The sequence below is a fragment of the Parafilimonas sp. genome (assembly GCF_051953455.1).
Lineage (GTDB): Bacteria > Bacteroidota > Bacteroidia > Chitinophagales > Chitinophagaceae > Parafilimonas.
This window is the reverse complement of record NZ_JBQCIT010000027.1, coordinates 97,458-110,466: the sequence shown is the minus strand read 5'-3', so window position 1 is coordinate 110,466 and position 13,009 is coordinate 97,458. Positions and strand designations below refer to the sequence as shown.

12 protein-coding genes are annotated in these 13,009 nt (G+C 38.9%); 4 read left to right on the top strand and 8 right to left on the bottom strand.

All coding sequences use genetic code 11. The features are described from left to right. Positions 1-16: 16 nt before the first annotated feature. Complete coding sequence (locus tag ACTHN6_RS11080) at positions 17-1,000, top strand: 2-hydroxyacid dehydrogenase (protein WP_440435824.1); 984 nt, start codon at positions 17-19, stop codon at positions 998-1,000. A 59-nt stretch (positions 1,001-1,059) separates the two neighbouring features. On the opposite strand, the gene ACTHN6_RS11075 is transcribed toward ACTHN6_RS11080, so the two are convergent. From ACTHN6_RS11075 to ACTHN6_RS11065, 3 genes are read right to left on the bottom strand one after another with little or no spacing between them, the layout of a single operon-like run. Continuing rightward, positions 1,060-2,934: a M1 family metallopeptidase gene (locus ACTHN6_RS11075; RefSeq protein ID WP_440435823.1), complete on the bottom strand. Its 1,875-nt coding sequence runs from the start codon at positions 2,932-2,934 to the stop codon at positions 1,060-1,062. A gap of 26 nt (positions 2,935-2,960) precedes the next feature. After that, positions 2,961-3,587, bottom strand: coding sequence for a nucleotidyl transferase AbiEii/AbiGii toxin family protein (locus ACTHN6_RS11070; RefSeq protein WP_440435822.1), 627 nt, complete (start codon positions 3,585-3,587; stop codon positions 2,961-2,963). Continuing rightward, a complete protein-coding gene (locus ACTHN6_RS11065; RefSeq protein ID WP_440435821.1) occupies positions 3,542-3,847 on the bottom strand; it encodes a DUF6922 domain-containing protein in 306 nt (101 codons plus the stop codon). Before ACTHN6_RS11065 ends, ACTHN6_RS11070 begins: the two co-directional genes overlap by 46 nt. 150 nt (positions 3,848-3,997) lie before the next feature. Between ACTHN6_RS11065 and ACTHN6_RS11060 the strand changes: the two genes are divergently transcribed. After that, complete coding sequence (locus ACTHN6_RS11060) at positions 3,998-4,771, top strand: ABC transporter ATP-binding protein (protein WP_440435820.1); 774 nt, start codon at positions 3,998-4,000, stop codon at positions 4,769-4,771. Positions 4,772-4,780: 9 nt separating this feature from the next. Further along, the gene (locus ACTHN6_RS11055; RefSeq protein WP_440435819.1) at positions 4,781-6,505 is read left to right on the top strand and encodes a hypothetical protein; all 1,725 of its coding nucleotides are present in this window, start codon (positions 4,781-4,783) and stop codon (positions 6,503-6,505) included. A 34-nt stretch (positions 6,506-6,539) separates the two neighbouring features. On the opposite strand, the gene ACTHN6_RS11050 is transcribed toward ACTHN6_RS11055, so the two are convergent. Next, the gene (locus ACTHN6_RS11050) at positions 6,540-6,974 is read right to left on the bottom strand and encodes a winged helix-turn-helix transcriptional regulator (protein WP_440435818.1); all 435 of its coding nucleotides are present in this window, start codon (positions 6,972-6,974) and stop codon (positions 6,540-6,542) included. A gap of 170 nt (positions 6,975-7,144) precedes the next feature. On the opposite strand from ACTHN6_RS11050, the gene ACTHN6_RS11045 reads away from it, so the two are divergent. Beyond that, entirely contained in the window at positions 7,145-8,254 is a 1,110-nt protein-coding gene (locus tag ACTHN6_RS11045) for an alkene reductase (protein WP_440435817.1), read from the top strand. 85 nt (positions 8,255-8,339) lie between these two features. Here ACTHN6_RS11045 and ACTHN6_RS11040 read toward each other — a convergent pair whose 3' ends face one another. The 4 genes from ACTHN6_RS11040 to ACTHN6_RS11025 form a co-directional block, all read right to left on the bottom strand. Further along, positions 8,340-9,431 carry a hypothetical protein gene (locus tag ACTHN6_RS11040; RefSeq protein ID WP_440435816.1) on the bottom strand — a complete coding sequence of 364 codons (1,092 nt, stop codon included), beginning with the start codon at positions 9,429-9,431 and terminating at the stop codon, positions 8,340-8,342. Further along, positions 9,428-10,060, bottom strand: coding sequence for an ABC transporter ATP-binding protein (locus ACTHN6_RS11035; protein WP_440435815.1), 633 nt, complete (start codon positions 10,058-10,060; stop codon positions 9,428-9,430). Before ACTHN6_RS11035 ends, ACTHN6_RS11040 begins: the two co-directional genes overlap by 4 nt. Before the next feature lie 85 nt (positions 10,061-10,145). Then, positions 10,146-11,324, bottom strand: coding sequence for a cystathionine gamma-synthase family protein (locus ACTHN6_RS11030; RefSeq protein WP_440435814.1), 1,179 nt, complete (start codon positions 11,322-11,324; stop codon positions 10,146-10,148). A gap of 137 nt (positions 11,325-11,461) precedes the next feature. Beyond that, positions 11,462-12,979, bottom strand: coding sequence for a RagB/SusD family nutrient uptake outer membrane protein (locus ACTHN6_RS11025; protein ID WP_440435813.1), 1,518 nt, complete (start codon positions 12,977-12,979; stop codon positions 11,462-11,464). Positions 12,980-13,009: the final 30 nt, after the last annotated feature.

Sequence of the window (13,009 nt, the reverse complement as noted above, 5' to 3'; positions counted from 1 at the left end):
AATTTAATTTTCTAACATGAATGTACTTATAACGAGAAAATATCCCGAAGCCGGCTTGCAATTTTTAAAAGATGCCGGTTATGCTATCACAGAATACACAGAAAGAAGCAACCTTACACAGGAAGAACTTATTGAAGCTTGTCAAATGCAGGACGCTTTAATTAGCGTTGGCGGAAATAAGCTGGATGAAACATTTTTTAAAGCATGCGGACATTTGAAGTTGGTGGCATTAATGTCTGTAGGCTATAATAATGTTGACATGAAAGCTGCTACCAGAGCAGGAATCCCTGTAAGCAATACACCTGATGTATTAAGCGATGCAACCTCAGATGTGGCTTTTTTGCTGATGCTGGCCGTATCGCGAAAAGCCATTTACATGCATCAAACCATTATTGATGGCAAGTGGGATTTTTATGACCCTAATGAAAACCTCGGCATTGAATTGTATAATAAAATGCTTGGCATTTTCGGGCTTGGGAAAATAGGTTTTGAACTGGCAAAGAAATGCAAGGCAGCTTATAACATGCAGGTTATTTATCACAACCGCAACCATAATAATAAAGCAGAACAGGAATTGGAAGCGAAGTATGTTTCATTCGATGAATTGCTGCAGCAAAGCGATGTATTATCTGTTCATGCCAATTTATCTTCAGCAACAAAAGATATATTTAATAAAAAAGCTTTTAGCAGGATGAAACCCACATCCATCTTCATCAATACAGCCCGTGGCCAGGAACATAATGAGCAGGATCTGATACAGGCATTGCAGCAAAAAATTATATGGGGTGCGGGCCTGGATGTAACAAATCCCGAACCGATGGCAAAAGATAATCCTTTACTTTTTATGCCAAACGTTTGTGTGCTGCCGCATATCGGTTCTGCTACAAGAGAAACGCGCAATGCGATGGCAGCAATGGCGGCGCAGAATGTGATTGCGGGTTTACAGGGCAAGCAGCTTCCCAACATTGTAAATAAAGAAGTGTATAAGGCAAGCCGTTAAATGGCTTGCCTTATACACATTTAATATTAATGCCCCTTTGCCCAATATTCATCTTCGTTTTATAATTTATATTCATTGTCGCCGGGTGTTGCATCCATAAAAATGCCACCATCCAATTTTACAGAACTTACTGCAGTTTTATTGTCGATTATAACCGTAATGTTTTTTTCATTCTTACTCCAAATTGCCGGCGTAAAATGTTGTGTGGTTTGCTTGCCATCTTTGGCTGTGGTAACAACATCAAAAGGAATGGCGAAGCCGCCAACATTCTGAATAGTTATAATCGTTTTATTATTTTTTGACTGAACATTCGCAATCTTCAGATCGATATAATTATTGCTGAAGAACCAGTTGTTCCAAAACCAATTTAAATTTTGATTGGCCCCTGCATTCATCGAATAAAAATAATCCCAGGGAATTGGATGCTTGCCATTCCAGTTATCCATGTAATGATGCAGCGCTTTCTTAAACAAATCATCACCTAATAAATCTTTAACAGCGAGATAAGATAAAGATGCCTTGCCATAAGAATTGTTGCCATAGCCGGCACCACTCACTTGTGTGGACATGCTGATGATCGGCTGGTCTTCTTCTGTTGAAGGATCGTTGATATATCTTCTTATTCTGAAAGCTTTATAAAGCATGTCTGCCGCGGCTTTGCCGTTTTCTTCAATGCCAATAAGATATTCAAAAGTTGTAGCCCAGCCCTCATCCATGAAAGCATAACGCGTTTCATTAATGCCCATGTAAAAAGGAAAATAGGTATGCGCTATTTCATGATCTGCCACTAATTGTGCAAAACGCAAATCATTGGTGGTGCCATCATTTATCATCATTGGATATTCCATATCTGCATAACCCTGGAAGGATGTCATCTTTGAAAATGGATAAGGTACACCGGGCCATTGTGTTGAAAAGAAGCTTAAAGCATGCTGGGCAAACCTGGTATAAGAATGAAAATCTTTTGCCGTATCGTTGTAGGCAGATTGTACACTTGCACGGCGGTTGTTCTTTGCGTCAACAATTATACTTGCGGCATCCCAAACATAGTTTTTACTTACTGCAAAACATACATCGGTAATATGGTCTGCTTTAAACTTCCATGTATTCCAATCGTTTTGTTGTGTTATTTTTCCCTGCTGCATTTCATCAAAACCGGCGATTTGTATAACACTGTCTGAAGTATAAGATGCTTTCAAACGCTGTGCTATAGCGGGTTGCAGCACTTCGTCAGGGTTTAATAAATCGCCCGTTGCCCATACAACAAAATTTTTCGGCGCTGTTACATTTAAAGTATAATCATTAAAGTCATTATAAAATTCCTGCCTGTCTGTATGCGGTATCATATCCCAGCCATTATAATCATCATATACTGAAACACGCGGGTAGCTATAAGCGCAATAGAAAGTAGTGGAATCAATCTGGCCTTCCCTGCCACTTTGTTTGGATAAAGGATAACTCCATTCAATTTCCAGCGTAATGTTGGAATGCGGCATCATTGCTTTCTTTAGCCTTACAGAATTTACTGTGCCCCAGCCTTCACTGTTAATTTCATAAACTGTTCCGTCAATCCTAAAAGAAATTATATGTAAACCTGAATCTAGGAAATCATTGCTGTAAAATCCTGAGCGCGGGGCTTGTGGTTTATGAATGTTATTCACAAAACGAATGGCCAGTGATTTTAAAGTGTCGGGGCTATTATTGGAGTACACGATTTTTTCTGATCCTGATATGGACCTTGTATCAGCATGAACGGTAACATTAATGTCATACACGCCTTTATTCTGCCAGTAGTTAGGCCCGGGCTCACCGGTTAATGAACGCGTGCCTTTTGCGTAAGCATTTTTAGTGTTGCGCGGCATGTAAAGGTCCTGCGCGTTAACAAATGAATTGCATAAAATGATAAGACAACAAAAAAGAAAAACCTTCTTCATGATTTTTTATTTTGATATGGATGATGTTATGATAAATATTCCCTTACGCTTTTTTGAATGGTTTTCTTTACGGAATCCCACGTTTGATTTTTAAGGCTTACAGGCTCTTCGCTATCTTCTGCATCATCAAAATAGGTGATGGCCTGGGGAATTGAGATAGTCAATAATTGGGTTTTGAATTTCGTGTTATAAAAACTTATACAATCGCTCAGAGAATAATGTTTCAATAACTCCGAAATATCCCAAAAATCTTTCTTAACGGCGCGCCGTAAGACTGCATTTATTTTCATCGCTATAATATCTTTATCACTAAAAATCCTTATTCCTTCGATAATATTAACCGGAGCTATTAGCGGATATTGGTGATACTTAACAAAATCGACTTTAATATTATTAATATACCCAAACACGCCGATGGAATTGTTTAATCGCTGATAAGTAAATGTTGAAAAATGTTCAGCAATAACAGAAGCTACATTTTCATTATTAAAATCTTTTGAGGAGAATAAATCTAAATCAACAGATTTTCTATGGCCATACTTTAACGCTAAAGCTGTACCGCCCACCAAACAAAAATCATTTAATGGGGATACATTCATTATCTGCTTTAGTAAGTCCAGAGTTGCGGGTTCAATTGCGCTGCTTTGTAACATTTGTAATCAGATAAATCATTATCAAGTATGGCGCATGCAAGATAAACGGTTTCCTTCCGTAACCATTTTGCAGTAGTCAATATTTCTTTTATCAGCTCATCTCCATAATATCTTCTGCATTGACGTATGTCATCTACATCGCCACGTTCAAACACGCGTTCAATTACAAACCTTGCCCGTTTGTTATAATCCAGGGCATCAAAGTTCACATCCCAGAAAATACGCCGGTTAAAAACAGGTTTTGAACTTGCTGTATTCATTTTGTAAAGTTACGGTTTGAATTTTTCAAGCCGGTTCTAATTGCGAAAATAGCTGTCAACTATTTGCATTTCTTTAAAAAGAATAAATGATTCCACTTACTTTTATCCGCAAATTTTTTGCAACCTTTTACCAAATCAAAATATTAATAAATGGAACCCGTAATAAGTATAAAGGACCTCCGTAAAAGTTATGGCAGCAGGCAGGTATTGAAGGGAATTGATCTTGATGTATATGCAGGGCAGGTGCTGGGTTATATTGGCCCTAACGGAGCAGGTAAAAGCACTACTGTAAAAATTTTATGCGGGCTTTTGGATGATTATGAAGGTGAAGTACAGGTGAAAGGCCTGGACTTAAAAAGCGATGCGCTTGCTGTAAAAGCCATGATAGGTTACGTGCCGGAGCTGGCTGAATTATATGATGTGCTTACGCCCATGGAATTCTTAAAACTGATGGGAAGTTTATATAATCTTAATGAAACCGTTTGTATAAACCGGATTGAAAGAATGATGACGGCATTCGGATTGCAGCAACAGTTGAACCAGCGCATGGACACCTTCAGCAAAGGCATGAAGCAGAAAGTGCTTATTGCAAGCGGGTTGCTGCATAATCCCGATATCATTATTTTGGATGAACCTTTAAGCGGCCTCGATGCCAACAGCGTTATTATTATAAAAGACCTCATTAGTAAACTTGCCAAAGAAGGTAAAACCATTTTTTATTGCAGCCACATGATGGATATTGTTGAAAAAGTGAGCGACCGCATTATTCTTATTAACGATGGCGTTATTGTGGCTGATGGCAGCTTTGAACAATTAAAACAGCAGGAAGGTAATAATAGTCTTGAACAGATATTTGCACAACTTACCGGCAACACTTCAGGGGTGCAGGTAGCAGAAGATCTCCTGCGTGCATTTGATGAATAATTTACTTGTATGAATTTTTTTAACCGGGCTTTATTGAGGCTTGTGCTGCTTCCTAAAAAATTGTATAGCAGCAATGGCATTAATGCTGTGCAACTGCAAAGTATATTAACGGCCAAGCTGACCATGGACGACCGCAGGCCTGCATCGTTCATGCAAAACAGGCGCAGGCAAAAAACAAAAAAAGAAGTTAGCAATGCTACTTTATCTACTATGTTCATTAGTGCCGTAATGGGTTGTGTATTTCTTTTCTGCTTCGCATTAAATGCCGTTGCCATCGCCCAGCTTACTTTTTATTTCAGCTATTTTATTTTTATGCTTGCTTCTACACTAATCGCGGATTTTACTTCCGTATTGATTGATGTGCGTGATAATTATATCATACTGCCAAAACCTGTAAACGACAGAACCTTATTGCTGGCAAGATTGCTGCATATTTTTATTCACCTCTGCAAGATAATAGTGCCTATGTTATTACCGGGGTTAATATACATCGGCATAAACTATAGCATTGCAGGCTCCTTTTTTCTTTTATTAACCGGGCTGCTTACTGTTATCTTTTGTATATTTTTAGTGAATGCGGTTTATATATTCATACTAAAGATTACAAAGCCTGAAAAGTTTAAAAACATCATCAGTTATATACAAATTGTTTTTGCTATTGTTTTATATGCAAGCTTTCAGTTGCTGCCCAGATTAATAGGTGAGGTTGAGAATTTTGATTTTCATTTTACCAACAGCAACTGGCTGATAATTTTACCTCCATACTGGTTTGCTGCAGCATGGAATGTATTGTACACGTTGCATGGCACATTGCTTGAATTTAGCGCCGCAGCCTGTGCGCTTTTATTGCCTTTTTTATGTTTATGGCTCGTTATAAAATTCCTGGCACCATCATTCAATCGTAAATTATCACTTATTTCTAATACCGGCGAAGGCACAGCGCAGCTAACACAGACAGCATTTAAAATAAAGGAAACAAAAAAAACAGGTTTTGCTGACGTTATTGCGAAAATGATTACTAAGCCTGGTGCAGAGCGTATGGGTTTTGTTTTTACATGGAATATGATGGCCCGCAGCCGCGATTTTAAAATGAAGGTATATCCCGGCATTGGCTACCTGCTCGTGTATGTATTCATCATTTTTTTTAGTAGCAAAAAGTTAAGCCTGGAAGATGTTCAGCAGCATACTTCAGCCGGAAACGTCATCGTTATAACAGCACTGTATTTTTCCAGCCTTTTATTATCTATGGCCATAGCACAGCTTGCTTATTCAGAGAAATATAAAGCAGCATGGATATATTTTATTGCACCGGTGCATGTGCCCGGAAATGTTATTAATGGATCTGTGAAAGCAGCAATTGTAAAATTCTTTTTACCGGCCATTGCTGTACTAGGCGTTGCAGGTATTACATTTAGTGGTGCGTTATTTTTACCTAACCTCCTGCTCGCAATAGTAAACCAGTTGGTTATTTGTTATACACTTGTGTATATGGGCAGTAAAGATTTGCCTTTTGCAAAGAATCAAAGTATTGATGTGAAAGCAGGCAATTTTATGCGCAGCATTTTCAGGATGATCATCCCGTTTTCAATAGCCATCCTGCATTATTTTATTTTCAACAACCTGCCATTGATTATACTTGTTTTAATTGTGGCCGGCGCTGCACTCTGGCTGCTCATGGGTTCGGTTAATAAATTTACATGGAGTGTTATTAATACAAGTTATACTGAAGATTAAAGAAGTTAACGGGCAGGAAAATATTACCTGTTTTTTATTTTGCAAGATGTGCAGCCTTCAGTCTTTTCTTGTATGCAGATAATACTTCTTTACGGTTTTTATCATTCAGCTTAAGAGCGTTCGTACAACCTTCGGCCAATGGGTTGTGTTTTTCCATCCATTGCCTTAATTCAATCACCACTGGTAAAAGATCAATGCCTTTTTCCGTAAGATAATACAAACAGCGGCGGCCGTTTTCCGGATCGGCCGTTTTTCGTATCAGGCCGTTGGCCTCGAGCGACTGTAATCTTGCGGCAAGTATATTGGTAGCAATCTTTTCATCTGATGACTGCAGCTCTCCGTAAGAGCGTTTATCTGTAAACATAAGATCGCGTAAAATAAGCAGCGACCATTTATCTCCAATCGCATCTAATGCCATGCTGATGGCGCAAGCCGAACGGCGGCATAATTCCTCATCATTCTTTTTCATAAAAAAATACTTGCATTTTAAAAGTAATTGTTTATGTTTGCACTTGCAAAATGCAAGTAAAGGTACAGCTTTCTTTTTTTCTGAAAGTTAATTGTCCTTTAAACACGGTAAAATATCAGTGTTGCTTTTGCTAAAATTTTATTTATTAAAGCTACAAAACAAAATTAGTTATGAGCCAGTCATACCCAACATTATTCAGCAAGTTTAAGCTTGGCAGCCTTACACTTAAAAACAGGATTGTTATGGCGCCAATGACGCGCAGCCGTGCCATTGGTAATTTGCCCAATGACCTGATGGTAAGCTATTACAGTAAACGCGCTGATGCGGGCCTGATTATTACAGAAGGCGTGGCCCCGTCGCCCGATGGGCTTGGCTACGCCCGTATTCCGGGCTTGTTTAATGATGCGCAGGTAAAAGCGTGGAAGAAAATTACGGATGCCGTTCATGCAAAACGCGGGCGTATTTTTGTGCAATTAATGCATACAGGAAGAATATCCCATCCTTTAAACCTGCCTGATGAAGGTGTTGTAAGAGGTGTCTCTGCCATTGCCGCAGCAACAACACAGATGTACACCGACCAGGAAGGATTGAAGCCTTTACCGGTGCCTGAAGAAATTGCCACTAGTGAAATTCCGGCCTTGATTGATGAATTTGTACAAAGCGCTAAATATGCCATTAAAGCAGGTTTTGATGGCGTTGAATTGCATGGCGCCAATGGTTATTTACTCGACCAGTTTTTAAATTCAGCATCCAATCACCGCGCAGATAAATATGGCGGTTCTCCTGAAAACCGCAACCGCTTTGTACTGGAAGTGGCTGCAGCCGTTGCTAACACTATCGGGAAAGACAAAACAGGGATTCGTTTATCTCCCTACGGCGCTTTTAATGACATGCGTCCCGATGAAAACACCGAACAACAATACATTCAACTTGCAGCGGCGCTTAAAGAAATTGGCATTGCTTATATACATATTGTAGATCATGCTTCAATGGGTGCGCCAGCAGTGCCGCTAAGCGTTAAGGATGGTATTCGCAGCGCATTTGGAAGCACTATAATCTTATCAGGAGGTTATGATGCGACACGGGCCGAAGCAGAACTGGAAGAAGGCAGAGGCGAACTGGTTGCTTTTGGCAGGCCGTTTATTTCCAATCCTGATCTTGTAAAACGCATTGCATTACATGCAGAACTTGCACAACCTGACTTTGGTACATTTTATACGCCAGGTGAGAAAGGTTATACAGATTATCCCATATTAGATGAACAGTTACAGGCGAATTAAGATTGATAGAAAGGATTTAAGTTATAAGTTAGTAAGTGCTGAAATGCCTCAACGTTTGTTGGGGCATTTTTATTAGCGCAAAGCTTTATGATTTTTCGAAGTCGTAATAATAAGCATGAAATAAAGCAAATGCTATAATGAGCAATAAAACGCCAAGTATAATGCCCGTGTTGTAAAGTATTATAAAAAACAACCCCATTGCTATGCCAAATACTATTTTAATAAAAAATTCCATATGTATATTACCAGTGAAAAGGCAAGCGTGAAGCAATGATAATAATCCAACAGATGCTGTTACAACCTGCCAGTAGTCAATCATATTAAAATGCAGTGGGTAGCCTTTCCATACAAATATCAATTCCGGTAACAACAATACAACATACATCAATAAGACATGGATAAAGCGTTTGAAGAGTGAATATGAAAAATTCCTGTACTGCAAGAGGTAATCATCTTCAAAACTTTTTATCTCGAACACGATTGTGCAGTTTGCAATAGCAGCTAGCAAAAAGCACATAAGCAGCGGACGTATATCATAATGATCCGGTTCAAATGCTTTTATAAAAAGATATAGAATGAATAGTGAGAAAAATTTTGTAATCAGCAGCATTTGCCTGCGATTCTGCAGAATGTAAAAAAGTGGAATAGCAAACAATGGTTTTGGTAATCTTATTAAGCCAGATAAAATTACCCTATTTTGATTTTCTCTTTGCTTTAATGCATTTTGATATAACAATGCTGTTGCAGGTATAACTGTAATAATAAATAACAGGATTATTGCTGCTGATATATAAGCATGATTATTTATAGCGATGAGTATAATAAAAACTGCATAAGCGGTTGCCGGAAGGAATAATATAAAGTGAACATAACTTAAACACAAAAAACGTTTGAAGAAACTTATGTATTCAAGGCTGGATAAAAATAATTGCTGCGGCTCTTTGATCCTTTTTATAGTATAATCAATGCATTTAAGATTATAAAGTAACCAAGCTAATAAAGTAAGTAACAGTGCAGTTTGATTGGTTGTTATTAAAGTTGCAATGGAAACATGAAAAGTTTTTATATCCTGCGGCAATCCAAACAATACATAAAACAGGAACATGTATAAGCCTGCATTCAGTTTGTAAAAATGATTTACAAGCACCTTCTGCAGTATGCTGATTACTGTTCTCATTCAACAATCGTTATGGTTTTATTGGCTGCCCCTAAAACAGAGGAAAAGGAAAGCAGGCCGTCTGTAAAATGCTGATGGGATGTTATGATAAATGAAATGCCTGTTTTTGATTTATTATTGATAATATCACATATTGTTTCAACAGCATTTTTGTCGATGGTTATCAACGGCTCATCCAGCAAAATCCATTTGGGATTGCCTGCAAATGCGAGTGCCAGGCTCAGCTTCTTAAGCATGCCACTCGAATAAGTTGATACAGTTTTTGTATAAACATTAAATATGTGTAATTGCTGAAGTAATGCTTCAATATCTTTTACATTTCCCTTCTTTGCGTAGCAAAATAATTTCACTAATTCTTTAGCAGTTAAAAACGGCGGATATAATGGTTCAGCCTCCGCATAATTAATATTGCGTATAAATGATTGCCTTTGTTTTTTCAGGCTGAACAGATCGTCTATAAAAATATCTCCTTCAAAAGGAAGAAGCCCTGCAATTATTTTAAGAAAAGTAGTTTTGCCGCTGCCATTTTCACCCTGTAATAATATCGTCCCGTTTTGTATAACAAGCGATGGCACATGCAGCACCGTAGTTGTAGAATATTCTTTTTTAAGGCTGTTAAAACGCAGCATCAGCTAAATAAAACAAATTCTGCATTGCAGGCAGTTGCTTCATCAATTTAAACAAATTTTTATTGCAGCTATTATCTTTTGTTTGTTACACAAGCTTTAATGCTTCATCAAGATCGTTCAGCAAATCATCCACATTTTCAATGCCAACAGAATAGCGGATCAATCCTTCAGGTATGCCTAATTGTTTACGCTGCGCCTCGGTTAATTCTACATGGCTTGTTGTGCGCGGCGGGCCTGCGAGTGTGCTTACAGAACCAAGGCTGGCGGCGCGGTGCACCAGTTTAAGTGCCGGTAGAAATTTTTGTACACTATTCCACCCGCCATTTAAAACAAAGCTCATCATGCCACCAAAACCACGCATTTGTTTTTTGGCTATGTCGTGGCCTTTATGTGTTTCAAGTCCGGGATAAAATACATCGCTTACTTTATCATTTGCTTTAAGAAATTCAGCAATTTTTAGCGCTGATGCATTTTGTCTTTCAATTCTTAGTTCCAGTGTTTTCATACCACGGGCAATCATATATGCAGGATCGGCCTGGAGGCTTGCGCCATTTATTTCCCTGAACTGAAATACTTTTTGCACGAGTTCTTTTTTCCCGGCTATCAATCCGCCCATGGCATCGGAATGTCCGCATAAATATTTTGTTGCACTGTGTATAACAATATCAGCGCCCAATTGCAAAGGGTTTTGATTGATAGGTGTTGCAAATGTGTTATCAACCAAAACAACCGCCCCCACTGCTTTTGCAGCTTTGCTTAACCTTTCAATATCTATTATTTTTAATGTGGGATTGGTGGGTGTTTCAAGGTATACCACATCGCAGCCTTTAGCAATAGCCGTTTCCAATGCCTCGTGATCCGTTGTATCATATAACTCAACATTCACATTATATTTCGGAAAAAAATCAAGAAACAATTTGCTGGTACCGCCATAGGAATCTTTTATCGAAACCACTTTTTTGCCTGCCGTTAAAAAAGTAAATAAGGTATTGCTGATGCCTGCCATGCCTGTTGCAAATGATGTGGCAGCTTCCGCCTCTTCCAGTGCACGAATTTTTTCTTCTAATGCAGCAACGGTGGGATTGGTGTTACGGCTATAAATATAGCCGGGCTTATTGCCTTTTGAAACATCATACCATTCTTCCGGGTCATCATAAGCAAATGCCACGCTGTTTACAATGGGTGTTGTAACAGCGCCTTTTGTCTCTATATCGCCTTCGCCTGCCCATACCGCTTTTGTTCCGTTTTTATAATTACTGTCCATATCATTTTAATTTTTAAAGATGTACAAAAGATAAATAATTATTGCTGTTAGAATAAAACAAAACCGCTTCATATAAATGAAGCGGTTTAAAAATACATCCCAAATTAAAAAGATTAAATTAATCCTGTTTGAAATAGTTAGAAGCCCGGGTTGTTTGGTAACAAATTGGGGTTAACATCAATTTCCTGCTGAGGTACCGGAAACAGCAATTGCTTCTCGGCAAAGGTAGCGCCGGCAGTGGTGGTATGCCCAATAAAATCATCCCAATTACCGGTGACGTCGTTATGCACTTTGCGGGTGCGTATCATATCAAACCACATTTTATTTTCAAAACATAATTCAAAATAACGCTGCAACCATACTTCATGTTCAAAATCTGTTTGACTCAAAGTGCCTATTGGCGCCAGTTTTGCCCTTGTTCTAATTGCATTTACATAAGCAATAGCGTTTGTGTTAGGGCCACCTTCTGCCCGGTTGGAAGCTTCTGCATACATCAGCATTACATCGGCCAAACGATACAAGGTGTAATTAAGATCAGATTTTACAGTGCTTACCACGGCAACAGAATCGAACCATTTATAAATGTAGTGGTGCGCAAATTGAACCGTATCAGTAGCCGGCGATTTTCTCTTATACTTACTATAGAAGAACTGCCTTTCCTGTGCTCTTTTGTCGCCTGCAGCAAATGAATTATAAAACTGATCTGTAGGATAAACGGAGCCATACTCATCAGAATAATTTGATATGCCTGAATAGTTGGGAATAGTAAGCGGTGTTAACGGATTGGTAGAAGGCACGCTTGCCGCATACTGCACCTGGAAGATAAATTCGCCTTTGTTTTTGTTAGCCGGATTTATCATATCCGTATATTCCGGGAATAAAGAATAACCACCGTTTTTAATTACATCGAGTGAGCGTTTTGCTGATTCTGCATAGTATTGATCGCCGCCATTAATGGCTGCACCGGCATATGTTAAATACACATCTGCCAGTATAGATTTTACGGCACCCATAGACACGCGCCCTGTGTTATCCTGCCAGGCAAGCGTTGATTGTTCTGCCGTTAAAAGATCGGGAATAATGATATTGTCATAGATGTCCTTTGCCGGCGTTCTTGGTATTTTTAAACTATCAGGGCCTGTTGCTAATGCTGTTATACTTGGTACTGCCCCGTACATTCTGGCAAGATAGAAATAATACAAGGCGCGTAATGTATGTACTTCCGCCAGCATATTGGTTTTGTCTGCATCACTTAAACCACTTGCATTAATATCCGGTATTTTTTGGAGGGCAAGATTGCAGGCGCCAATGCCCCTGTATAAATATTGCCACCATGTATCAAAATAGAATGAAGTAGAAGTATAAGACAAATTTTGAAATGTTACAAAACCTGTTTGACCAAGATCGCTTAGCGACTTGCCGGTCATAAATTCCATCAGGTTCCATGTATTGCCGCCATAAGAAGAAGGCTGGCCGCCAAGCATGGCAGGCTGCAGGTTTTGATAAGCGCCATCGGCAAATGCGCGGGCCACTTTTACACTGGAGAGATTAGATTCCGGCGTTAAAAAATTCGTCGGATCCTCTTCCAGGAATTTGGTACAGGAGCAGGTAAACAATATCGCTATTGCCACCAGCGTATATTTTGTTGATTTCATTTTAAAGTATTTAATCATTAAGATTGATAA

Coding starts and splice junctions, on each gene's coding strand:
- ACTHN6_RS11030 (WP_440435814.1), bottom strand. CDS start 11,324: ATGGACAGTAATTATAAAAACGGAACAAAAGCGGTATGGGCAGGCGAA.
- ACTHN6_RS11050 (WP_440435818.1), bottom strand. CDS start 6,974: ATGAAAAAGAATGATGAGGAATTATGCCGCCGTTCGGCTTGCGCCATC.
- ACTHN6_RS11025 (WP_440435813.1), bottom strand. CDS start 12,979: ATGAAATCAACAAAATATACGCTGGTGGCAATAGCGATATTGTTTACC.
- ACTHN6_RS11060 (WP_440435820.1), top strand. CDS start 3,998: ATGGAACCCGTAATAAGTATAAAGGACCTCCGTAAAAGTTATGGCAGC.
- ACTHN6_RS11035 (WP_440435815.1), bottom strand. CDS start 10,060: ATGCTGCGTTTTAACAGCCTTAAAAAAGAATATTCTACAACTACGGTG.
- ACTHN6_RS11080 (WP_440435824.1), top strand. CDS start 17: ATGAATGTACTTATAACGAGAAAATATCCCGAAGCCGGCTTGCAATTT.
- ACTHN6_RS11065 (WP_440435821.1), bottom strand. CDS start 3,847: ATGAATACAGCAAGTTCAAAACCTGTTTTTAACCGGCGTATTTTCTGG.
- ACTHN6_RS11040 (WP_440435816.1), bottom strand. CDS start 9,431: ATGAGAACAGTAATCAGCATACTGCAGAAGGTGCTTGTAAATCATTTT.
- ACTHN6_RS11070 (WP_440435822.1), bottom strand. CDS start 3,587: ATGTTACAAAGCAGCGCAATTGAACCCGCAACTCTGGACTTACTAAAG.
- ACTHN6_RS11055 (WP_440435819.1), top strand. CDS start 4,781: ATGAATTTTTTTAACCGGGCTTTATTGAGGCTTGTGCTGCTTCCTAAA.
- ACTHN6_RS11075 (WP_440435823.1), bottom strand. CDS start 2,934: ATGAAGAAGGTTTTTCTTTTTTGTTGTCTTATCATTTTATGCAATTCA.
- ACTHN6_RS11045 (WP_440435817.1), top strand. CDS start 7,145: ATGAGCCAGTCATACCCAACATTATTCAGCAAGTTTAAGCTTGGCAGC.